The organism is Rouxiella aceris (assembly GCF_012933545.1).
Classification (GTDB): Bacteria; Pseudomonadota; Gammaproteobacteria; order Enterobacterales; family Enterobacteriaceae; genus Rouxiella; species Rouxiella aceris.
Genome location: NZ_JAADJU010000009.1, coordinates 81,188 through 102,969 on the forward strand (window position 1 = coordinate 81,188; position 21,782 = coordinate 102,969).

Consider the following 21,782-nt stretch of genomic DNA (forward strand, 5'->3'; position numbering starts at 1 on the left):
GCCGCCCTTTGGCTATCAATGCGCAATCAGGCGAAGTAAAACCATGCGCGGTCAATCAGTCCATTATTCACTTCAAAAACCGCCACGCTGTCAATTGGCTGTTCGCTCAGCCCGTGAATTTTTTCCAGGTCGAAGACTTTATTACCCAGTACTGTGCGTGAGATTAACTCGGCGCGCAGCGCCGGGTTATTGAATCGGTGCTGGGCGTAAAAATCAATAAGCTGCTGTTTCCCTTGCATTGACGGCTCAGTAGCAGGCATGCGCCAGGCGGTGAATGACTCACTGAAATTGGCAGCGAATTTTTCCAGGTCATGCTGGTTATAGGCGACAAACTGCTGTTCTACGACGGCGAGAGCGTCAGACATGGTAAAACTCCTTTTGTGAATTTAAATTCAAATTATTTGAATTTAAATTCAATTTGCAGCAGTGGCGAAATATTGTCAATCTTTAGCTGCTTTTATTGTTCGCCGGATGAGCTTGCCATTCGCTGTCGGGTTTTGCCGCGATCTGCGCGGGTGTCATCGGGCGGCCCAGCAGATAGCCTTGCAGTGTATTGCAGCCCATTTCGGTGAGAAAGTTTTGCTGCTGTGCGGTTTCGACCCCTTCGGCCACAATATTCAGCTTCAGGGTTTTCCCCAAGGCGATAATCGCCTGTACGATACTGGCATCTTCACTGCCTGCGATCAGCTCGTTGATAAAGGCGCCGTCAATCTTCAGCTCACTGGCAGGCAGGCGTTTAAGATATAGCAGGCTGGAGTAGCCGGTACCGAAATCGTCAATGGACGCTTTCACTCCGTACTGTGTGAGTCGTTCGAGGATGTTGACGCTGTTTTCCGGATCGCGCATGGCGGTGGTTTCTGTCACTTCCAGGGTGATCATCGCCGGGGGGATCTGATGATATTCAATAATCTCCATCACTTTCTCCAGCAGATTCGGCTGTTCAAATTGCAGCGCCGAGATATTTACCGCCACCGTCCAGTCGGGATGCCCCTCGAGATGCCATTGATGCAGCTGGCGACAGGCTTCATTTAGCACCCATTCGCCAATCGGAATGATCAGCCCGGTTTTTTCGGCGAGAGGTAAAAATACATCTGGGGTTAGCGTCACGCCATGACGCTCCCAGCGCAGCAGCGCCTCAAAACCGCACACCGGTCCGTGCGGGGCAACAAATTTTGGCTGATAGTGCAGACGCAGCTCTTTATGGTCGATGGCGGCGCGCAGATCGTTAAGCAGTTGCAGCTGATTATGGGCGTTGGCGTTCATCGATTTCTGAAAGAAATGATGGCCATTGCGGCCGGTGTTTTTGGTGTGATACATGGCGGCATCGGCATTAAGCATTAAATCGCGCTCATTCTCGCCATCCCCCGGATAGACAGCAATGCCGATACTGGTGGTCACCAGCAGCTCATAGCGCGAAACGTAAAAGGGTTTGGCAATGACATGCACCAGACGATCGGCGAGCGTGGCGGCATCGTTGGGGTCGACAATCTCGGTCAGCAGCACAAATTCATCACCCCCCAACCGTGCCAGGGTATCGGAGGCACGAATTTCCTGGTTGATACGATGGGTGGCGCTGATCAACAGCTGGTCGCCAATATGATGGCCAAAGGCGTCATTCACCGCTTTAAAACCGTCCAAATCCATAAACAGCACGGCAAAATGGCTTCCGCCGCGTTTGGCTTTCTGAAATGCCTGTGTCAGCCGGTCTTCCAGCAATAACCGGTTTGGCAGCTTGGTCAGATTATCGTGCAGCGCCAGTTGGGTCAGTTCGCGGTTGGCCTGGGCCAGTGAAGAGGCCAGTATCGAGGTTCTGGCCTGCAATCGGGCATCAAGCACCGAAATAATCAACGTAATCGCCAGCACCGCCAAAGTCACCACAATCACCAGCAACGCCAGCCAGTTGTTATTGACGCCGGAGAAGGCGGCCATGCTATGGGATCCGGGCGGAAACGCCGCCGCTGTCATGCCGATATAGTGCATCCCGGCAATACCCGTACCCATAATCACCGCCGCGCCTACGCGCAGCAGTTTGACATTGGGGGAATGGTTTCGCAGATGAAAAGCCATCCACAATGCACTAACTGAGGCGGCGATGGCCACCACCACCGATAGCAGCACCCACTCCGGGTTATAGGTAATGGCTGGCATCATGCGCATTGCCGCCATGCCGGTATAATGCATGGAGGCAATGCCGCCGCCCATCAACAGCGCGCCGAACAACAAACGGGGAAGGGGTAACTGTGCCTGACAAACCAGCCAAAGCGCAAAGGCGGAGGAAACAATGGCGATGGCCATCGAAAACGCGGTAATACCGGGGTCATAGCCCATCGCGACCGGCATGTTAAAGGCCAGCATGCCGATAAAATGCATGGACCAGACGCCAATGCCCATTGCCACTGCGCCTCCCGTCAGCCAGAGTTTTGACGCCTTTCCCTGGGTGGTGGCGACTCGTCCTGCCATATCCAGTGCAGTGTAGGAGGCGAGCATTGCAACAATGACCGAAAATAAAATGAGCACATCGTTGTAATCACTGGAAAGCATATAAGGTCCCTACACAATAAAATTTGGCTGATGTCCTTCTATTCTGCAAACCGCATTGGCTCCACAGACGAGCAGGCCAGACTTTTGCTGACCCCTGCGCATACTGTCGGCTTGCCGCTTGAAAATCGGCAGAGATAGAAGCTTAATGATAGTGCTAATTGGAAATATTAAATGCGACGAAGGAATATCCTTACTTAACTTTGCGCCAGATTAATCGTAATGGCTGCATTTGGAAAATAAATTTGCATGCCCAAAGTTAGCCTTAATAAAGTTGTGGTTTTATTTTTTGAGAAAGTCACAGCCTTTATAACAACGTCTATAGTTAATCATTAATTGGCATTATTACCCTGGAGTGGAATGCATGATCACTGTTCATCATCTTAATAACTCGCGTTCCCAACGAATTTTATGGTTGCTTGAGGAACTGCAGCTTGAATATAAAATTCAACGATATCAACGTGATGATAAAACCATGTTGGCCCCGGAGGCGCTAAAGAAAATCCACCCGTTAGGCAAGTCGCCGGTGTTGGAGGAGGGTGATTTGGTGCTGGCCGAGTCGGGGGCGATTATCGAATATTTACAAGAAACCTATGATTTGCAAGGTAATCTAAAACCCGTGGATCCCTTGTCACGTCAGCAGTATCGCTATTGGCTGCATTATGCGGAAGGCTCATTAATGCCTTTGCTGGTAATGAAGCTTATTTTTGGGCGTCTGGGCAAATCGCCTGTACCCTGGCTGATGCGGCCGATTGCCGGTGCCATTGGCAAAGGCGTGCAGCAACACTATCTGGATAAGCAGCTGGCGACCCATGCCGACTATCTGGAACAGCATCTTGGCAAAACGCCGTGGTTTGCCGGTGATACCTTTAGTGCGGCTGATATTCAGATGAGTTTTCCCATTGAAGCGCTCGCTTCACGCTGGCCGCTGGATAAGTCGCCGCATTTAAAAAACTGGCTGGCAACCATTCAGGCCAGACCGGCATATCAACGAGCCTTGGTGCAAGGCGGACCCTATAACATTATTGGTTGATTAAATGATTCGAGAGGATTTAATTATTACAGTGATAATTTATCCTCTCGATAATACCGCCATATAAAGAGCTCACCGTTTGAGATTATCGCGGGAAAAATAAATTATTCACTGACCAGATGATTATTTTTTAGCCCACTCAATAAAGCCCGTTGTTTTTTGTTCATTATAGTCACGCTGATTTATTATGTAATAAAGTTGATGTCTTTAGCCGCGGCTGCGGCAAAGTTTACCCGTTGCTGGATTGATCGCTTCGCGGCCAGGAAATTTTTCGCGGGCGCGGGTTGGATCTCTACCGTTACCTGGCGTGGTTGCACAGGCTTTTTGACAAGCGACGGCCAGTTGAGGCGTATAAAACTTATCCTGTCTCATCTTTTTAGATTAAATGCCTTTAAAGTGAGCGTTATTTGGAAAAACTTCGCTAATCAGAGTTGAAAATAGAGCATTACTCGCTGGATAATCGTTTGCTTGGCCATATCTACTACTTTTACAACCGCCGTACGCGATGAGAGTTAATCGTTTGCCCTGGCTTGGTGATGGTTTTCAACCCGGTTAACTCGGGCGTTGAGTATTGTTACCGCTGTTTTTAGCCGGGTAGGGAAGCGAACGAGCAGAAACGATTTCATAATGACCACGCAGGCATTTCAGTATGACATTCAGAGGATCTCCACCATGTCTCAGCAACATTCTCAAGCGGGCGGCAGCGTGACGCCCAAGGGATCGCTTGACGCTTTTTTTGCCATTAGTTCGCGCGGCAGCTCGGTACGTCAGGAAGTCATTGCCGGCTTCACCACCTTTTTGGCGATGGTCTACTCGGTCATTGTCGTTCCCGCCATGCTTGGCAAGGCCGGTTTTTCACCTGCCGCCGTGTTTGTTGCCACTTGTCTGGTGGCCGGATTGGGATCGTTGTTAATGGGTCTGTGGGCAAATTTGCCGCTGGCCATCGGCTGCGCCATTTCGTTAACCGCCTTTACCGCCTTTAGCCTGGTGCTGGGGCAACATATCAGCGTACCCGTTGCCTTGGGCGCGGTGTTTTTGATGGGGGCGCTGTTTACCCTGATCTCAGTGACCGGTATTCGCTCGTGGATTTTGCGTAATTTGCCGATCGGTGTGGCGCATGGTACCGGGATTGGTATTGGCCTGTTTTTACTGCTGATCGCCGCTAACGGTGTCGGTCTGGTGATTAAAAATCCTCTCGATGGCTTGCCGGTGACTCTGGGGGCCTTTACTTCCTTCCCGGTCATCATGACGTTGCTGGGACTGGCGGTGATTTTTGGCCTGGAAAAACTGCGCGTTCCTGGTGGCATTCTGCTGGTGATTATTGTTATTTCAATTGTTGGTTTGATCTTTGATCCGGCGGTGAAATATCAGGGGCTGTTTGCCATGCCTTCGCTGTCCGATGCCAGCGGTCATTCGCTGTTTTTCAATCTCGATATTTTAGGCGCAATGAAAGCGGCGGTATTGCCTAGCGTGCTGGCGCTGGTTATGACGGCGGTATTTGATGCCACCGGTACCATTCGTGCGGTGGCCGGGCAGGCCAATCTGCTGCAAAAAGACGGTCAGATTATCAATGCTGGCAAGGCGCTGACCGCGGACTCCGTCAGCAGTATCCTCGCCGGTCTGGTTGGGGCGGCACCTGCTGCGGTCTATATCGAGTCGGCGGCGGGTACAGCGGCCGGTGGTAAAACCGGTTTGACCGCCACGGTAGTGGGCGTGCTGTTTCTGCTGATGCTGTTTTTATCCCCGCTTTCCTATCTGGTCCCGGCTTATGCCACGGCACCGGCCTTGATGTATGTCGGCTTACTGATGCTCAGCAATGTTACCAAACTGGATTTCAATGATTTTGTTGATGCCATGTCGGGTCTGCTGTGTGCGGTATTTATTGTTCTGACCTGTAATATCGTCACCGGTATTATGCTGGGCTTTAGCTCGCTGGTGATTGGTCGTATCTGTTCCGGTGAGTGGCGTAAGCTGAACCTGGGTACGGTGATCATTGCCGTGGCGCTGGTGGCGTTTTATGCCGGTGGCTGGGCCATTTAATTAGCGTCCGTTAGTACGGTTAGCTGGATGACCGGTGCACAACATTACCTGTGTCGCCGGTCTGTCCTGCTGTTACCGCTGTCAACGATCCAGTTTTTTACTGCTTTCTGTTTGTTCCGCACTGATAAAACCTCTGCCTCCCCCTGTTTTCCGTAAACTAGTTGTTAAATTACTTTTTATAAAAAGATCTGCCCTGGCATTTTTTTCTCAGCCAAAAATGATTTACTATCAAAAAGGTCGTGCGGGCTTGCCCTGCGCCCGGTTGCAAGCATAAATCAGGCTGGGTCCCGCCATTGTGCCGCGACCCTTGCGGGATGCAGCCTAATAACCACAGTCTAAGGAAAGCATGGAAATCTTCTTTACCATTCTTATTTTGATACTGGTGGTGTCACTCTCCGGTGTCGTTACCAGAATGTTGCCTTTTCAGGTCCCTCTTCCGCTGATGCAAATCGCCGTCGGTGCTTTGCTTGCCTGGCCAAACTTCGGTTTACACGTCGATTTTGATCCCGAGCTGTTTCTGGTGTTGTTTATCCCGCCCCTGCTGTTTGCCGATGGCTGGAAAACGCCGATGCGCGAGTTTTTATATCGCGGCCGGGAAATCCTCGGTCTGGCACTGGCGCTGGTGCTGGTCACCGTGGTAGGGGTCGGCTATCTGATTTATATGATGGTACCGAATATTCCGCTGGTGGCGGCCTTTGCGCTGGCCGCGGTGCTGTCGCCTACCGATGCCGTGGCGCTGTCCGGGATTGTCGGCAAAGGCCGTATCCCAAAATCGATTATGAGTATCCTCGAAGGCGAGGCGCTAATGAATGATGCCTCGGGCCTGGTGTCGTTGAAATTTGCTATCGCCGTGGCGATGGGCACTATGGTGTTCACTGTACCGGGAGCGACCCTGGAGTTTCTGAAAGTGGCGGTGGGCGGTCTGTTGGCCGGGGTGGCAGTGACCTGGTTATACAGCAAGTCCCTGCGCATTATGAGCCGCTGGAGCGGAGACGATCCGGCGACACAAATTGTATTACTGCTCCTGCTGCCCTTTGCCTCCTACCTGATTGCCGAACATATTGGCGTCTCCGGGATCCTGGCGTCGGTGGCGGCCGGGATGACCATCAGCCAGTCGGGCATTATTCGCAATGCCCCGCTGGCCATGCGTTTACGTGCCAACAGCGTCTGGGCGATGCTGGAGTTTGTGTTTAACGGCATGGTGTTTATCATGTTGGGCCTGCAACTGCCGGGGATCCTGGAGTCTTCTCTGGATCAGGCAACCCATGACCCGAGCATTGTTACCTGGCATCTGTTTGCCGACGTCGCTATTGTCTACTTTGCGCTGCTGTTGCTGCGCTTTGTCTGGCTATGGTCGATGAAACACTTTAGTCATCGGCTGTTAAAAAAACGTCCGCTGCTGTTTGGTAATTATTCCACCCGCGAGCTTTGGGTGGCGTCATTTGCCGGTGTGCGCGGGGCGATCACCCTTGCCGGTGTCCTCTCCATTCCGCTGTTTTTACCCGATGGTTCTGCCTTCCCGTCCCGCTATCAACTGGTGTTTTTGGCCGCCGGGGTGATCTTGTTCTCGCTGATCTCCGGGGTGTTGGCGCTACCATTACTGTTGCGCGGCGTGGTGGTGGCCGATAACTCGGTCTATCGCAACGAAGAGCGTATGGCGCGCTCTGTCGCGGCCGAAGTGGCGATTGAGAGTTTGCACAAAATGGAGGAGCGGCTGGCAGCCGATGCCGAAGAGAACATTGATGAGCAGACGCTAAAAGAGATCAGCTCGCGGGTGGTGGGGAATCTGCGGCGGCGCACGGTAAATAAAGACGATGTTGAAAACGCGCTCAAGCTGGAAAACCTCGAGCGGCGTTTCCGGCTGACCGCACTGCGTGCCGAACGCGGCGAGCTTTATCATCTGCGCGCCACGCAGCGCATCAGCAATGAAACACTGCAAAAATTATTGCACGATCTCGATCTGCTGGAAGCCTTGCTGGTAGAAAAAGAGGTATAACCCCCGTGTTGCCAGCAGGAGATTAATCAGGCCCACGGCGTAAGCGGTGGGCTTTTTTTATCGCGGATAGCCTGACTGGTCATCGGGCCACAGTTCGCGACTATGGGCAATCCACGCCTGGGCGCTTTGCGATAAATAACTGCCCTGACGCCAGATCAACCCCAGTTGCCATAGCAGCGTAGGGGCCAGCGGGATCCACAGCAACTGCTGGCTGTCTAGCCGCTGACAGATGGGTTCGGGGAGGATCGCCACACCCATCCCGGTTTGCACCATTGCCGCCAGAAAGTCCCACTGGCCGCTGCGCGCGGCAATCTTTGGCGTAAAGCCATGGGCGTGAAAGGCGTCGATTAACAACCGATACAGCGCAAAGTCTTCGTTGTAAATCAGAATACTTTGCTCTGCCAGCTCAGCAATGGCCACCGAGGTACGATTCAGCCAGTACGGCGTTCTGGGCACCACAATGCACAGTGGATGGCTGAACAGCAGCTGCGAGGTGATCGGCAAATCAGGATCCACAGGCAGGGCGGTCAGGGCCAGGTCCAGCTCACCGGAAAGTACCGCCTGCTGGACGGTCAATCCGCCAAACTCGGAAATAATCAGCTCAATCCCCGGATAACGCTGACGGAACTCGCCAATCAGCGGTGCCATTTGCGTACCGACCATCGGCGGTACGCCCAGTCGCAATTGGCCGCGCTTAAGGCCGTTGATATCCTGGAGCTCGGCTTTTAACTGACGGAACTCTTCAAGGATGGTTAATCCGCGCTGATAGAGCGCCTGCCCGCTGTCGGTCAAACGCAGGCGTCGCCCCTCGCGCACCAGCAGGGTACATTCCAGCTCATCTTCAAGATTACGCAACATTTTGCTGATAGTCGGTTGCGTGACAAACAGCTTTTCCGCCGCGCGAGTAAAGCTCTGCTGACGAACCACTTCGACAAAATAACGCAGGGTACGAACGTCCATAAGGCTCCGGTTGACAAAGCATGCCAATTTGGAATGATTTGGATGATTTTAATTCATTTCTTAACAGGTTTCCCAGCCACGTATACTAGCCTTTGTTTATTCTTCGTCCATTGAGGTTGTTTCCCATGATGTTGGCGTTGCGCGTTAGAGCGCCGTCGTTGTTTACCCGCTGCCAGGTGCCGATTCAGGTAGTGCTTTATGCCCTGCTTTATCTGGTCGCCGATCGCATTGTTACCCTGTTGCACTTGCCTTTGCCCGCCAATATTGTCGGCATGCTGATGCTTTTAATGTTGATTATGTTGCGCATTCTGCCTGTCAGTTGGGTGAAAGCCGGTTCCCGTTGGCTATTGGCGGAAATGCTGCTGTTTTTTGTGCCCGCCGTGGTGGCGGTGGTTAATTACGCTCAGTTGTTGATGGTCGAAGGCTGGAAGATATTTTTGGTGATCGGCGTTAGCACCTTGTTTACTCTGGGTGCTACTTCGCTGGTGGTTGATCGCGTCTACCGCTTAGAACAACGCCTGGCCGCCAGGAAATCCGCTGATGACTGATTTTACCATTAGCCTGCTCTGTTTTCTGGCGACGTTGGCACTGTACTTTGCCAATAAAAAGCTTTATCGGCGGCGGCATATTCTGGTGTTTATGCCGCTGGTGTTAACGCCGGTGGTTCTGGTGGTGCTGCTGTTGATCACCCATATCTCCTATCAGGATTATATTGGCGAAACCCATTGGCTGCTGTGGCTACTCGGTCCGTCAACCATCGCCTTTGCCGTGCCGGTCTACGAGAATATGGCGGTGATCCGCCGCCACTGGCTGTCATTGAGCGCCGGGGTGGTCACCGCGATTGTGGTGGCGGTATTCAGCTCGGTATGGCTGGCGCGCATGCTGACGCTGCCGGAGGAAATCCAACGTAGCCTGGCGGTGCGCTCCATTACTACCCCCTTTGCCCTGGCGGCGGCCAAACAAATGGGCGGCCAGCCGGATTTGGTGGCGCTGTTTGTGGTGATCACTGGGGTCTTCGGCATGGCCGTTGGCGATATTTTATTCCTGCGTCTGGCAGTGCAGAGCAGTATGGCCAAAGGCGCCGGTTTTGGTGCCGCCTCGCATGGCGCAGGCACCGCCAGAGCCTATGAGATTGGCGCTGAGGCCGGGGTGGTCTCCAGTCTGGTGATGATGCTGGCAGGGGTGTTAACGGTGGTGATTGCGCCGCTGATTGGCCGCTATATGTGGTGACGGGATAAACCGGCATATCACTGCCGGTTTCCCTAAGGTTTTACGGGCTAGCCTAGTGAATAATCTGCGACAGGAACTCGCGGGTTCTTGCCGATTTCGGATTGGCAAAAAACTCCTCAGGCGCGGCTTCTTCGACAATCTCTCCGCGGTCCATAAAGATCACCCGGTCGGCCACGGTGCGCGCAAAGCCCATTTCATGAGTCACACACAGCATGGTCATGCCTTCTTCCGCCAGTCCGATCATGGTATCCAACACCTCTTTTACCATTTCCGGATCCAGTGCCGAGGTCGGTTCGTCAAACAGCATGATTTTCGGTTTCATACATAGCGAACGGGCAATGGCCACACGCTGCTGCTGGCCGCCGGAAAGTTGTCCCGGGAACTTGTGCGCGTGTTCGGCAATGCGTACACGTTTCAGGTAGTGCATCGCCAGCTCGTCGGCTTCTTTCTTCGGCATTTTACGCACCCAGCACGGGGCCAGTGTACAGTTCTGCAGCACTGTCAGATGCGGGAACAGATTGAAGTGCTGAAAGACCATGCCCACTTCGGTTCTGATACGTTCAATATTGCGCAGATCGTCGTTCAGCTCGGTGCCATCGACGACAATGCGTCCCTGCTGATGTTCTTCAAGATGATTAATGCAGCGGATGGTGGTGGATTTACCCGAGCCGGACGGTCCGCATAACACAATACGCTCACCTGATTTAACGTTCAGGTTGATGCCTTTCAACACGTGGAACTGTCCGTACCACTTATTAACGTCTTCCAGCGTGATCATCATTTTTTTAGTTTCAGTGACTTGATGGTCGCTCATGTTCTACCTCAGTGTGCGGAATGCCCGGTGTGAAAGCGTTTTTCCAAATATTGGCTATAACGCGACATGCTAAAACAGAAAATCCAGTAAACGGCAGCAGCAAAAACGTAGCCTTCGGTGGACATCCCCAACCATTCAGGGTCAACCGTGGCCTGCTGGACGCTGCTGAACAAGTCAAACAAACCGATGATGATCACCAGGCTGGTATCTTTGAACAGTGCGATAATGGTGTTAACCAGACCCGGTATCACCATTTTCAGCGCCTGCGGCAGGATCACCAGACCCTGCGTTTTCCAGTAGCCAAGAGCCAGGGATTCGGCGGCTTCGGTCTGCCCCTTGGGCAGCGCCTGCAAACCACCGCGTACCACTTCGGCGACATAGGCCGACTGGAACAGCACCACGCCAACCAGCGCGCGTATCAGCTTGTCGATATTGGTGCCTTCGGTGAGGAATAACGGCAACATCACCGAGGACATAAACAACACGGTGATCAGCGGTACGCCGCGCCAGAACTCAATAAAAATCACCGAAAGAATACGTACAATCGGCAGACTTGAACGTCGCGCCAATGCCAGCAGGATCCCCAGAGGCAACGCCCCGGCAATACCCACCGCCGCAATAATCAGCGTCAGCGTCAGTCCGCCCCATTGCCGGGTTTCTACCCGGCTCAGGCCGAGAAAACCGCCGTAGAGCATAATCCAGGTAAAGATCGGGAAGGCAACCGCCCAGCAGGCAATGTAACGACCGCGGCGCGGCATGGCCGACCAGAACATCGGCACCAGCGACAGCAGGCCGACGATCAGCGTGGTATTGATGCGCCAGCGCTGATCGGTGGGATAGAGCCCATACATAAACTGGCCAAAGCGCGCGTGGATAAACACCCAGCAGGCACCCTGTTTGGTACAGTCCATACGGCTGGTACCCACCCAGTTGGCCTGAAAAATCACCCAGTTGAGCAACGGCGGGATCAACTCCCACAGCAGCCAGAAACAAAACAGTGTCAACAAGCCATTAAACCAGCTGGAAAACAGGTTCTTACGTGCCCAGAGAATGGCTGTACCGACCGGCGTACCGGGCTTGGCACCTCTGAGGGAATGAGGAAGTGTGGTCATCGTCATTCGTTTCCCTTAACGCTCAACCAACGCAATGCGTCGGTTATAGATGTTCATCAAAAACGAAATCAGCAGGCTGATAATCAGGTACACCGACATGGTGATGGCGATGGTTTCGATCGCTTGCCCGGTCTGGTTAAGCACCGTACCGGCAAACAGCGATACCATATCGGGATAGCCGATTGCCGCCGCCAGTGAAGAGTTTTTGACAATGTTTAAATATTGGCTGGTCAACGGTGGAATGATCACCCGCATCGCCTGCGGCAAAATAACCTGACGCAGCGTAACGGTGTTAGGTAACCCCAAAGAACGCGCGGCTTCATGCTGGCCGTGTGACACCGACTGAATACCCGAACGGATCACTTCGGCGATAAAGGTCGAGGTATAGACGGATAACGCCAGGGTCAAAGCCCCAAGTTCAGGGATCAACACCATGCCACCGCGGAAGTTGAAACCGTGCAGTGCCGGAATATCCCAGTGTAAGGCCGGGCCAAACAACAGATGCGCCAAACCCGGTAACACCAGCAACATCACGATATACCACGGCCAGACGCGCCAGTATTTCCCGGTATGTATCTGATGAAATCGGTTATAACGTTTCAGCATAACTATGCCGACAATTGCCAGCAGCAAGGCCAGCAGGCCAGCAATGCTACCCTGGGCAAGCTCTGGAGACGGCAGGTACAGACCGCGATTGCTGGCAAATACCGTATCGAACAAACTCAGGCTCTGTTTCGGTCCCGGCATATTGCGCAATACCGCAAAGTACCAGAAGAAAATTTGTAGCAGTGGCGGGATATTACGAAATGTCTCGATATAGCAGGTGCAGAGTTTGCGGATCAGCCAGTTGTCGGAGAGTCTTCCCAACCCAACGATAAAGCCGAGAATCGAAGCAAAAACGATGCACAGCGCTGACACCAGCAAGGTGTTCAGTAAGCCGATAACGAAGACGCGCGCATAGCTGTCGCCTTCCTGGAAACTGATAAGGTGTTGCACGATGCCGAAACCGGCACCTCGACTTAAAAAATCAAATCCCGAGGTGATCCCTCGCGTCGTTAGATTGGTAATGGTGTTGTGTAACAGGTAGCCCAGACAGGCAACCAACAGCAACACCGCGAAAATTTGGTACAACCAGGCGCGAACGGCGGGATTACGCAGTGAGAACGCGACTTTTTCGGTTGGGCGTTGCGACATAAGAGACAGCCTCAGTATGCGGTCATACAAGTCAAACAGGGAATGCGTGGAGGCCACACGCCAGGCAGGACTGGCGTGTGGCTCCGGTAGAGATTAGCGAACTGGTGGTGCGTACTGAATGCCGCCTTGATTCCACAGCGCATTCTGGCCACGCTTGATTTTCAGCTGGCTGTCCTGGCCAACGTTACGTTCAAAGCTTTCACTGTAGTTACCGACTTGCTTGACGATTTTAACCACCCAATCGTTTGGCACTTTCAGGTCTTCGCCATATTTGCCGGTTTTGCCCAGCAGGTTGGCCATATCTGGTGTGGTTGGGTTAGCCGCCAGTGCATCGACGTTTTTAGAGGTCACGCCCATTTCTTCGGCATTGAGCATGGCAAACAATGACCAGCGAACAATTTCCAGCCAGTCTTCGTCGCCGCGACGGACAACCGGTCCCAGAGGTTCTTTCGAGATCACTTCTGGCAGAACGATAAAGTCATCTGGTTTACCCAGCTTGATACGCAGGGCGTAAAGCTGAGACTGGTCAGATGCCAGAGTATCGCAACGGCCTGAGTCCAGCGCTTTGGCACTTTCGTCGGAACGGTCGAAGGTGACCGGGGTATAGGTCATTTTGTGGGCTTTGAAGTAGTCGGCCACGTTCAGCTCGGTGTCAGTCCCGGCCTGCAGGCAAACTGTTGCGCCATCAAGTTCTTTGGCACTTTTCAGCCCGGCTTTCTGGTGAGTCAGGAAGCCGATACCGTCGTAATAGTTAACGCCGGCGAAAACCATGCCCATGCCGCCATCGCGGGAAGAGGTCCAGGTAGTATTACGAGAGAGGATGTCGACTTCGCCAGATTGCAGCGCGGTAAAACGCTCTTTTGCTGTCAGCGGGGTGTATTTTACTTTTTCAGCATCACCAAAAACAGCAGCAGCAACGGCACGGCAAACGTCAACGTCGATACCGGTAAATTTACCTTTGGAATCGGCATAGGAGAAACCAGGCAAGCCATCGCTGATCCCACATTGGACAAATCCTTTCTTCTTAATCGCGTCCAAAGTCGCCCCTGCATGAGCTTGTCCAGCCAGGGTGACAAAACTTGCAGCGGCAATCAGCGTTGAGAGCAGTATTTTTTTCATAAATCGTCCTGTGAGGCAAAACCGCAGAATTATTATTGTGTGAGTGCCTAAGCACCCTGTCTGTTAATGGGGCAAAGCCCGTCGCTCAGTTTTGTGCGAGCAAAACGGCTAAAGCAAAGGGAGTGCCAACATTGAAAACACTTATCAATCAAGTGCCGTAGGAGGATTGCACAGTAACATTGATAGGCGTGCCACGATTTATTGACCTATTTTGGGGCGCTGTAAATGGCTTTGCTGCAAAATGGTGCGCAAGCTTCAAGTTTTATGGGATTTAATTAATGTTGATGTGATGTTGTTAACATGTAGTCATATTTCGATAAAAACGATGACGTAAAGCGGGGCAGATCTCTCAGCTCGGCGGAGCTGAGAGGGGAGATGCTCTGGTTTTAGTTAAGTGTGGACTTAATTAGTGCAGCCACCAGCGGTGGCAACTGGCCGTTTAATGCCGCGCGTTCTGGTTGAAACAGTGTTGCAACGTAAAAGGGATGATGCGGTAGTTCAACGGTTCGTATCTCTCCGGCAGCATCATGACCGGTCATGCGCAGCGGCTCGGCTTCCAGTGCCGACTGAAACTCGGGATTGATGCCGTAGCGACAGTGGTAACCTTCTTCTACTTCGTATCTGCCATAGGCTTGCGCCGCCAGGCTATCGGCAAGAAAGGTGATTGTCCCCTTTTTCTCCACCATTTCGCAGGCCAGCGCCGCAATCACCAGACGGCCCTGGCTATCGGTTTCACCGTGGCCGGCATCCTGCCAGTGCATCACATTGCGGGCATAATCGATAATTGCGTGCTGAAAGCCACCACAAGTGCCAAGGAACGGCTTTTGCTGTTCCCGCGCATAGCGAATGGCCAGCAGGGCACCCTCAGTGGAACGGTACGGGCTGCCAGGTACGCACCAGAAGGCATCGTATTGTTGCAGCGCTAGTGGGTCGGTGATGGTTTCTGTGGCCAGCCAGTGGCTCTGAATAGTGATATTAAAATGTTTGGCGGCAAGATCCAGGGCGGCAGGAATGGCTTGATGGGCGGTAATCGCGGGCTGGTAGTCCCCGACCAGCGCCAGACGAACGGTGGTTTTCATCACTTCTCTCCAGGGCAGGTAAAACAGAAGGTTATAGAAAAGTAACGAACTTGTCGTGAGAATTATTTTTATCGAAATATGAGTATTTTTTATTTTCCTGATGAGAGAAACAAAAAAGCCCGACGCGGCGGGCATCGGGCTTTTCTGCGTTCAGGGGCGAACTTAATAGAGCGAAGGTGCCCCCTCAGGGCGGGTTTTAAACCGACGATGCAGCCACAGGTATTGTTCGGGGGCACGCATAATCTCTTTCTCCACTACCCGGTTCATATAGGCAGCAGCGGCGAGCTCATCATCGATAGGGTAGTCACGCAGTGCGGGTTGGATCACCAGATCGTAGCCCGCCGCATTGTCTTTACGCACCAGCACGACGGAAACCAGCGCAGGCTTGGCCAGACGAGCGAGCATAAAGGTACCGCTGGTGGTTGCCGCTTGCGGCACGGCAAACAGCGGGGCAAATACGCTGCCGCGAGGACCGTAGTCCTGATCCGGTGCAAACCATACTGCTTCTCCACGTTTTAGGGCGTGGACCATACCGCGCAAATCCTTACGGTCGAGCATGGCCTTATTGGAACGCATACGTCCCCAGGTTTGCACAAACTCCATGGCTTTGTTGTTGTGTGGACGGTACATCGCCATCATCGGCTGGCACAGCCCCATCGCGCGGCCCCCCAGTTCCAGCGACATAAAATGCACGCCAATTACCAACACCCCTTGTTGATTCTGCTGAGCCAGTTTCAGGTACTGGAGACCGCTGACATCAAACCAGCGGCGCACCCGCGCATCGGACCAGAACCAGGCCATGCCGGTTTCTAACAGCCCCATGCCGAGGGATTCAAAGTTGCGGACGATTTTGCGCTCAAGTACCGCGTTATCCATATCTGGAAAGCACAGTTGCAAATTGCGTCGGGTGATAGAGACGCGACGCTTGAGAAAGCGCATTGAAGTGCGGCCAAGCCAGACGCCCAGACGGTACATCACCGGATAGGGCAGTTGGACCAGCAAAAAGAGTACGCCGAGGCCAAACCAGGTCAGCCAATAACGTGGGTGTAAAAAAGATGCCTTGAAACAACGGGTTGGAGCGGTCATGTAAGTTCAGTCATCGATGTAAGTAAATCTGCGTAACGCGTAAGGAGAAGGCTCACTCGCGATACCTGCTTGTATTGCAAAGATGTTTTTTTGCAATGGGGTTTACCTGCAAAGATTCGGACCATCGAATAGGCAATTGGTTTTGAACATACGCGAAATTCACGAATCTTTACACTAAAAGGCGGGATCGCAAGGCTAAATGGCTTTCCGTAGGCGTTTGGCGGGGCGAATACGACTCTATTGGCGAAGTATATCACGTTCAATTACTTAGCAAGAGTGGGTAATCCACTGAATCGTGCAAAGTTTATGCAGCGTTTATGTCGTTTTATGAATAGCTTTTAAAAAGATGTGATTAAAATGTGACCACCTATTTGCTGGCTAAAATAACCAGGCAGGTTGGGGCTGTAATGAAACTGCCTGCATAGCGTAAAAAAGACGTCAGGACGGGTTTTTTAGGATTTTTCATGGTGTGCATTGTGCCGAGGGTCATCAATATTCCAGCCAACAGACAACACTAAAAAACCCGCAAAGGATCTACTGATGAAAAAAACCACCCTGGCAATGCTGTTTGCCGTACTGGCCAGCAATGTGCTTTTTGCCTCCGCTTATGCGCAAGGCCCTGACGAGCATCAGCCACAGCCCCCTGTTCACCATATTGTGAAAAAACCGCCGGTTCATCACAAGATCAAACATCCTCATCATGCACCCAAGCATGTTGTGCAACATCAGGAACCGCACAAGCCGGATTATCACGGCTAATTGACTGGCAGGCCAGGGGAGCTCAGGATGATATCCCCTGGTGATGCTGTGCTCGTGGCGCAACATTCCCCTTAACCCGCCAACCTACTCCGCTTCCAGTTTCATCAGGCTACACTGGCTAGTGAGCCACACTTAATGCTGATCCCTTTCTGTTCTTCCCATCTCTCCATCCGCCAGGTCTTTCTGTTATCCGTCTCAGCGGTTCTGCTGAATTGTTATGGGTCGATGCCATTTTTCAGATGAGAAAATGTTATTCTGTCAGACGTTAACCTATTGTATGAGTTATGCGGCACTGGGTGAGGTGTTGTTGACTTATATCTACCCCCGGTTGAACGAGACGGCGTAGGCTGCAGCTTTCGATGATCAATGTTCTTGTTCTTATCAATCTTTATTGCCAAGTGATTAACACCTTATGAATATCTCAGGAAGTCGCCGTATCAGGCTGTTCAGCGCTCTGGTTGATGCCTGTTTCCATGAAAAATACTCACTCTCACGTTTACTAAAAGATGCCATTGCCGGTGTAACAGTGGGGATTATTGCCATTCCGCTGGCGATGGCGCTGGCCATTGCCAGCGGTGTGCCGCCGCAATACGGGCTTTATACCTCGGCGATAGCCGGGATAGTGATCGCCATTTGCGGTGGCTCCCGCTTTAGCGTCTCCGGGCCGACCGCCGCCTTTGTGGTGATCCTCTTTCCGGTCTCGCAGCAGTTTGGTCTCTCCGGATTATTGCTGGCGACGCTGATGTCCGGGTTTATCCTGCTGTTGATGGGGCTGGCGCGCTTTGGCAAGCTGATCGAATATATCCCGCTGCCGGTGACCCTCGGTTTTACCTCCGGGATCGGCATCACCATTGGTACCATGCAGTTCAAAGACTTTTTTGGCCTCAGTATGGCAACGGTGCCGGAACATTATGTCAGTAAAGTCGCCGCCCTGGTGATGGCGCTGCCGACGCTGGATTTTGGCGAGGCGGCAATTGGTATCGTCACTCTCGGCGTGTTGATCTTCTGGCCGAAACTCGGGCTGCGTGTCCCCGGCCATCTTCCCGCGTTGCTGGCGGGTTGTGCGGTGATGGTGGTGCTGATGCATACCGGTCATCCGGTAGCGACCATTGGCTCCCGTTTCCATTATCTGCTGCCTGGCGGCGCGCAGGGCAACGGTATTCCGTCAATTTTGCCGCAGTTTACCCTGCCCTGGTCGCAGACAGGCGCGGCGGGTTTGAGCTGGTCACTGGTGCAGACACTATTACCGGCGGCATTTTCGATGGCGGTACTGGGCGCCATTGAGTCATTGCTGTGCGCCGTGGTACTCGATGGCATGACGGGTAAAAAACATCATTCCAACAATGAGTTGATCGGCCAGGGCATCGGTAACATGATCAGCCCGTTCTTTGGCGGCATTACTGCCACCGCCGCCATTGCGCGCTCGGCTGCCAACGTTCGCGCCGGGGCTACCTCGCCGGTATCGGCCATTATCCATGCCCTGTTGGTGATCCTCGCTCTGCTGGTGCTTGCCCCATTGCTTTCCTGGTTGCCGCTGGCTGCGATGGCTGCGCTGTTGCTGATGGTGGCCTGGAACATGAGCGAAGCACATAAGGTGGTGGATTTACTGCGCCATGGCCCTAATGACGACATTCTGGTGATGCTGACCTGCATGAGCCTGACGGTGCTGTTTGATATGGTGATTGCCATTACCGCCGGTATTGTGATGGCTTCTTTGCTGTTTATGCGTCGTATTGCGCAATTGACGCGGCTGACCGAAGTTGCTGCCGAGGTACCGGAAAAAACCCTGGTGCTGCGTATCAACGGGCCGCTGTTCTTTGCTGCTGCCGAACGTATTTTCAGCGAGATCAGGGAGCGCAGCGAAGGGATGAAAGTGATTGTCCTGCTGTGGGATCGCGTCGCCGTGCTCGATGCCGGTGGCTTAAACTCATTGCGTCAGTTTATTAATGCGCTGCCTGGGGATACCGAACTGCGCCTGGCGGAAATTCCGTTCCAGCCGTTGAAAACCATGGCTCGTGCGCGCTTGCATCCCATCAAGGGAAAACTCAGTTTTTACAGTACGTTGCAAGGCGCGCTATAAACTCGATCGCGATTTAAAACCCGAAAGGCGGTGTGAATACCTCCTTTAGCCCGCATAAAAAAAAGGCGCTAATCCATAAATGGAAAAGCGCCTTTTTTCAAGCAGTTAACTGATTAGTATCAGTTCATGCCGTATTTTTTCAGTTTCTTACGCAGAGTACCGCGGTTGATACCCATCATCAGGGCTGCACGAGTCTGGTTGCCACGGGTGTACTGCATCACCATGTCCAGCAATGGCTGTTCAACTTCAGCCAGTACCAACTCATACAGGTCATTGACGTCCTGACCATTCAGTTGAGCAAAGTAGCCCTTAAGTGCTTGTTTAACCGAGTCACGCAGGGGTTTTTGGGTTACCTGATCCTGAGAATTAACGGTTGAAACGGTCAGTACATCAGAATTCACGCGTTGTTCGAACATAGTTCTGTCAGCTCTTTTTTGTTACGCAAGATTTTCGAAATATGCTTCCAACGCCTCCAGCTGTTCGCTGGCATCCTCTATGGCGTTGAAGGAGCGCCGAAACTGGTCATTCGGGGCATGTTCCTGTAAATACCAGGAAACATGCTTACGGGCGATACGGAATCCTTTGCCTTGACCATAAAAGTCATGCAGTTCCCGTACGTGCCCTATCATCAAGCGCTGAACTTCCCCAAGTGATGGCGGTGGTAACAGCTCCCCTGTGTCCAGATAATGCTGGATTTCCCGGAAGATCCAGGGTCTCCCCTGAGCGGCACGTCCTATCATCAGAGCATCAGCTCCGGTGTAGTCGAGCACCGCTCTGGCTTTATGCGGGTCAGTTATGTCGCCATTCGCGATAATCGGAATAGAGACACTCTGCTTAACTGTCCGAATACTGTTGTACTCTGCTTCTCCATTGAAGAGGCAAGCACGGGTTCGGCCATGTATCGTCAGGGCCTGAATACCACAGTCTTCAGCCAATTGGGCAATTTGTACACAATTACGGTGTTCCGGAGCCCAACCAGTACGAATTTTCAACGTGACTGGCACATCCACGGCATTGACGACAGCGCACAAAATCTGTTTAACCAGATCGGGGTACTGAAGCAATGCAGAGCCTGCCAGTTTGCGGTTCACTTTCTTGGCTGGGCAACCCATATTGATATCAATGATCTGAGCACCTGCCTCCACGTTAATCCGGGCGGCGGCGGCCATATCTTCAGGATCACAGCCGGCAATCTGCACAGCATGTATTCCTGGTTCATCACTATGTACCATGCGCAAACGTGACTTATCCGTTCGCCACACCTCTGGGTTAGAGGAGAGCATTTCGGATACTGCCATTCCAGCACCCATTGCATGACATAAGGCGCGAAACGGTCGGTCTGTAATACCGGCCATTGGGGCGGCAATCAGGCAATTTGTAAGCTGGTGGTGTCCAATGCGCATAGCTAGGAAAGACCATACTGAAGTCCGCAAGGGCGCGTATATTACGCATTTTTTGCGGGATATGAAAGGCCAAACTTTAACCAATTGCGCAAGAAAAAGCACCTTCAGCAGAAGATTGCACCGGGATAATTTTTTTTATTTAAACTAAACAATAAGTTATGCTGAGATGGTCAAATTGTGCGCTTCTGTAATTTACTTACTTATCGCTGGATATAGGCCATAAAGCAGCGGAATCTAAGGTGAATATTGCTGTTTTAAGTAGCAATAACCGAGTTATTTCCGTGACATATCTCTCACTTTTGTTAAAAAATGAACAATATTGCCCAATATTTCATAACAAGTTTTCAGCAGATAAGATCCTGGCACGATAAAAAATGCCACCCGGCAAGGCAGCATGCTTTTCTTGCCGGGTCAGCAGCGCAAAACAGGCCGGATAATCCCTGCCCATCCCCGATTAGCGGTTTTTGACACCGGTAATGCGACACCACTCTTCTTTTTCCATTACCGGATCGAGAGTAAAGATCTCCTGGTAAGCTTGCGCCACGCTATCAGCCTGGCTGGCGAGGATACCGGAAAGGCCCAAATGGCCACCCGCGACTGGCAAGACGCTAATCAGCGGCGCCAGCTCGCGCAGAGGGCCAGCAAGGATGTTGGCAACCACCACATCAGCCGAAAGGTCATCCGGTTGGTCTTGGGGCAGGTAAAGCGACAAACGCTCTGAGACGCCGTTACGTTGCGCATTATCGCGACTGGCCTGAATGGCCTGCGGGTCGATATCAATACCGATCGCCTGGGCAGCACCGAGCTTCAGTGCGGCAATAGCCAAAATACCGGAGCCACAGCCAAAATCGATTACCGTCTTGCCTTCAAGATCCAGGCCGTCCAGCCATTGCAGACACATGGCAGTCGTTGGATGGGTACCGGTGCCAAACGCCAGGCCCGGATCGAGCATAACGTTAACGGCGGTCGGATCCGGTACATCGCGCCAGCTTGGACAAATCCACAGGCGTTCGCCAAAACGCATTGGATGGAAATTATCCATCCATTCCCGTTCCCAGTCTTTGTCTTCAATTTGCTCGATTTTATGGGCAAAACCTTTACCCAGCAGCGGCTCGTTTTCCAGTATGGCGATCACCATCGCCATATCGGTTTCGGCATCATACAGACCGATAGCATCGGTATCGCCCCACAGCAGGGTTTCCCCTGGCAGCGGTTCAAATACCGGATTATCGTGGGTATCCTGGAAAGTCACAGACACGGCACCGCTTTCTATCAGCGCATCGCTCAAGGTCTCTGCATCCTGACCAGTGGTATTAATTTTCAGTTGGATCCAAGGCAT

At 52.5% G+C, this 21,782-nt stretch carries 19 protein-coding genes; 7 read left to right on the forward strand and 12 right to left on the reverse strand.

Translation table 11 applies throughout. The features are described from left to right. Positions 1–26 precede the first annotated feature (26 nt). Positions 27–365 (reverse strand): nuclear transport factor 2 family protein, encoded by a 339-nt coding sequence (locus GW590_RS16975; protein WP_169404265.1) that lies wholly within the window; start codon positions 363–365, stop codon positions 27–29. Between the two features lie 82 nt (positions 366–447). After that, complete coding sequence (locus GW590_RS16980; RefSeq protein ID WP_169404266.1) at positions 448–2,541, reverse strand: putative bifunctional diguanylate cyclase/phosphodiesterase; 2,094 nt, start codon at positions 2,539–2,541, stop codon at positions 448–450. A gap of 361 nt (positions 2,542–2,902) precedes the next feature. On the opposite strand from GW590_RS16980, the gene GW590_RS16985 reads away from it, so the two are divergent. The 3 genes from GW590_RS16985 (at position 2,903) to GW590_RS16995 (ending at position 7,607) form a co-directional block, all read left to right on the forward strand. Beyond that, positions 2,903–3,571: a glutathione S-transferase gene (locus GW590_RS16985; protein WP_169404267.1), complete on the forward strand. Its 669-nt coding sequence runs from the start codon at positions 2,903–2,905 to the stop codon at positions 3,569–3,571. 672 nt (positions 3,572–4,243) lie between these two features. Then, positions 4,244–5,611, forward strand: a complete 1,368-nt coding sequence (locus tag GW590_RS16990) for an NCS2 family permease (protein WP_169404268.1) — start codon at positions 4,244–4,246, stop codon at positions 5,609–5,611. Positions 5,612–5,957: 346 nt separating this feature from the next. Next, positions 5,958–7,607, forward strand: coding sequence for a Na+/H+ antiporter (locus tag GW590_RS16995; protein WP_169404269.1), 1,650 nt, complete (start codon positions 5,958–5,960; stop codon positions 7,605–7,607). A gap of 57 nt (positions 7,608–7,664) precedes the next feature. Here GW590_RS16995 and GW590_RS17000 read toward each other — a convergent pair whose 3' ends face one another. Beyond that, the gene (locus tag GW590_RS17000; RefSeq protein ID WP_169404270.1) at positions 7,665–8,567 is read right to left on the reverse strand and encodes a LysR family transcriptional regulator; all 903 of its coding nucleotides are present in this window, start codon (positions 8,565–8,567) and stop codon (positions 7,665–7,667) included. A 125-nt stretch (positions 8,568–8,692) separates the two neighbouring features. Here GW590_RS17000 and GW590_RS17005 point away from each other — a divergent pair, with 125 nt between their 5' ends. Together GW590_RS17005 and GW590_RS17010 are read left to right on the forward strand one after the other, a co-directional pair. Continuing rightward, the gene (locus GW590_RS17005) at positions 8,693–9,115 is read left to right on the forward strand and encodes a CidA/LrgA family protein (protein ID WP_169404271.1); all 423 of its coding nucleotides are present in this window, start codon (positions 8,693–8,695) and stop codon (positions 9,113–9,115) included. After that, positions 9,108–9,797 carry an LrgB family protein gene (locus GW590_RS17010; RefSeq protein WP_169404272.1) on the forward strand — a complete coding sequence of 230 codons (690 nt, stop codon included), beginning with the start codon at positions 9,108–9,110 and terminating at the stop codon, positions 9,795–9,797. Before GW590_RS17005 ends, GW590_RS17010 begins: the two co-directional genes overlap by 8 nt. A 52-nt stretch (positions 9,798–9,849) precedes the next feature. On the opposite strand, the gene GW590_RS17015 is transcribed toward GW590_RS17010, so the two are convergent. The 6 genes from GW590_RS17015 to lpxP form a co-directional block, all read right to left on the reverse strand. Beyond that, a complete protein-coding gene (locus GW590_RS17015) occupies positions 9,850–10,611 on the reverse strand; it encodes an amino acid ABC transporter ATP-binding protein (protein WP_169404273.1) in 762 nt (253 codons plus the stop codon). A gap of 8 nt (positions 10,612–10,619) precedes the next feature. After that, a complete protein-coding gene (locus GW590_RS17020) occupies positions 10,620–11,729 on the reverse strand; it encodes an amino acid ABC transporter permease (RefSeq protein ID WP_408014946.1) in 1,110 nt (369 codons plus the stop codon). A 9-nt stretch (positions 11,730–11,738) separates the two neighbouring features. Continuing rightward, a complete protein-coding gene (locus GW590_RS17025) occupies positions 11,739–12,917 on the reverse strand; it encodes an amino acid ABC transporter permease (protein WP_169404275.1) in 1,179 nt (392 codons plus the stop codon). Between the two features lie 93 nt (positions 12,918–13,010). After that, complete coding sequence (locus GW590_RS17030; RefSeq protein ID WP_169404276.1) at positions 13,011–14,036, reverse strand: amino acid ABC transporter substrate-binding protein; 1,026 nt, start codon at positions 14,034–14,036, stop codon at positions 13,011–13,013. A 386-nt stretch (positions 14,037–14,422) separates the two neighbouring features. Further along, positions 14,423–15,115 carry a CTP synthase C-terminal region-related (seleno)protein gene (locus tag GW590_RS17035; RefSeq protein ID WP_169404277.1) on the reverse strand — a complete coding sequence of 231 codons (693 nt, stop codon included), beginning with the start codon at positions 15,113–15,115 and terminating at the stop codon, positions 14,423–14,425. 162 nt (positions 15,116–15,277) lie between these two features. After that, a complete protein-coding gene (gene lpxP / locus GW590_RS17040) occupies positions 15,278–16,201 on the reverse strand; it encodes a kdo(2)-lipid IV(A) palmitoleoyltransferase (RefSeq protein ID WP_169404278.1) in 924 nt (307 codons plus the stop codon). A gap of 540 nt (positions 16,202–16,741) precedes the next feature. On the opposite strand from lpxP, the gene GW590_RS17045 reads away from it, so the two are divergent. Beyond that, positions 16,742–16,960, forward strand: coding sequence for a hypothetical protein (locus GW590_RS17045; RefSeq protein ID WP_169404279.1), 219 nt, complete (start codon positions 16,742–16,744; stop codon positions 16,958–16,960). Positions 16,961–17,372: 412 nt separating this feature from the next. Then, a complete protein-coding gene (gene dauA / locus GW590_RS17050; RefSeq protein ID WP_169404280.1) occupies positions 17,373–19,040 on the forward strand; it encodes a C4-dicarboxylic acid transporter DauA in 1,668 nt (555 codons plus the stop codon). 119 nt (positions 19,041–19,159) lie between these two features. Here dauA and fis read toward each other — a convergent pair whose 3' ends face one another. From fis to prmA, 3 genes are all read right to left on the reverse strand, one after another. Continuing rightward, the gene (fis, locus tag GW590_RS17055) at positions 19,160–19,456 is read right to left on the reverse strand and encodes a DNA-binding transcriptional regulator Fis (protein ID WP_004097144.1); all 297 of its coding nucleotides are present in this window, start codon (positions 19,454–19,456) and stop codon (positions 19,160–19,162) included. A 21-nt stretch (positions 19,457–19,477) separates the two neighbouring features. Next, complete coding sequence (gene dusB / locus GW590_RS17060) at positions 19,478–20,443, reverse strand: tRNA dihydrouridine synthase DusB (RefSeq protein WP_169404281.1); 966 nt, start codon at positions 20,441–20,443, stop codon at positions 19,478–19,480. A gap of 454 nt (positions 20,444–20,897) precedes the next feature. Beyond that, positions 20,898–21,782, reverse strand: coding sequence for a 50S ribosomal protein L11 methyltransferase (gene prmA / locus GW590_RS17065; RefSeq protein WP_169404282.1), 885 nt, complete (start codon positions 21,780–21,782; stop codon positions 20,898–20,900).

Coding starts and splice junctions, on each gene's coding strand:
- GW590_RS16975 (WP_169404265.1), bottom strand. CDS start 365: ATGTCTGACGCTCTCGCCGTCGTAGAACAGCAGTTTGTCGCCTATAAC.
- GW590_RS16980 (WP_169404266.1), bottom strand. CDS start 2,541: ATGCTTTCCAGTGATTACAACGATGTGCTCATTTTATTTTCGGTCATT.
- GW590_RS16985 (WP_169404267.1), top strand. CDS start 2,903: ATGATCACTGTTCATCATCTTAATAACTCGCGTTCCCAACGAATTTTA.
- GW590_RS16990 (WP_169404268.1), top strand. CDS start 4,244: ATGTCTCAGCAACATTCTCAAGCGGGCGGCAGCGTGACGCCCAAGGGA.
- GW590_RS16995 (WP_169404269.1), top strand. CDS start 5,958: ATGGAAATCTTCTTTACCATTCTTATTTTGATACTGGTGGTGTCACTC.
- GW590_RS17000 (WP_169404270.1), bottom strand. CDS start 8,567: ATGGACGTTCGTACCCTGCGTTATTTTGTCGAAGTGGTTCGTCAGCAG.
- GW590_RS17005 (WP_169404271.1), top strand. CDS start 8,693: ATGATGTTGGCGTTGCGCGTTAGAGCGCCGTCGTTGTTTACCCGCTGC.
- GW590_RS17010 (WP_169404272.1), top strand. CDS start 9,108: ATGACTGATTTTACCATTAGCCTGCTCTGTTTTCTGGCGACGTTGGCA.
- GW590_RS17015 (WP_169404273.1), bottom strand. CDS start 10,611: ATGAGCGACCATCAAGTCACTGAAACTAAAAAAATGATGATCACGCTG.
- GW590_RS17020 (WP_408014946.1), bottom strand. CDS start 11,729: ATGACGATGACCACACTTCCTCATTCCCTCAGAGGTGCCAAGCCCGGT.
- GW590_RS17025 (WP_169404275.1), bottom strand. CDS start 12,917: ATGTCGCAACGCCCAACCGAAAAAGTCGCGTTCTCACTGCGTAATCCC.
- GW590_RS17030 (WP_169404276.1), bottom strand. CDS start 14,036: ATGAAAAAAATACTGCTCTCAACGCTGATTGCCGCTGCAAGTTTTGTC.
- GW590_RS17035 (WP_169404277.1), bottom strand. CDS start 15,115: ATGAAAACCACCGTTCGTCTGGCGCTGGTCGGGGACTACCAGCCCGCG.
- lpxP (WP_169404278.1), bottom strand. CDS start 16,201: ATGACCGCTCCAACCCGTTGTTTCAAGGCATCTTTTTTACACCCACGT.
- GW590_RS17045 (WP_169404279.1), top strand. CDS start 16,742: ATGAAAAAAACCACCCTGGCAATGCTGTTTGCCGTACTGGCCAGCAAT.
- dauA (WP_169404280.1), top strand. CDS start 17,373: ATGAATATCTCAGGAAGTCGCCGTATCAGGCTGTTCAGCGCTCTGGTT.
- fis (WP_004097144.1), bottom strand. CDS start 19,456: ATGTTCGAACAACGCGTGAATTCTGATGTACTGACCGTTTCAACCGTT.
- dusB (WP_169404281.1), bottom strand. CDS start 20,443: ATGCGCATTGGACACCACCAGCTTACAAATTGCCTGATTGCCGCCCCA.
- prmA (WP_169404282.1), bottom strand. CDS start 21,782: ATGCCTTGGATCCAACTGAAAATTAATACCACTGGTCAGGATGCAGAG.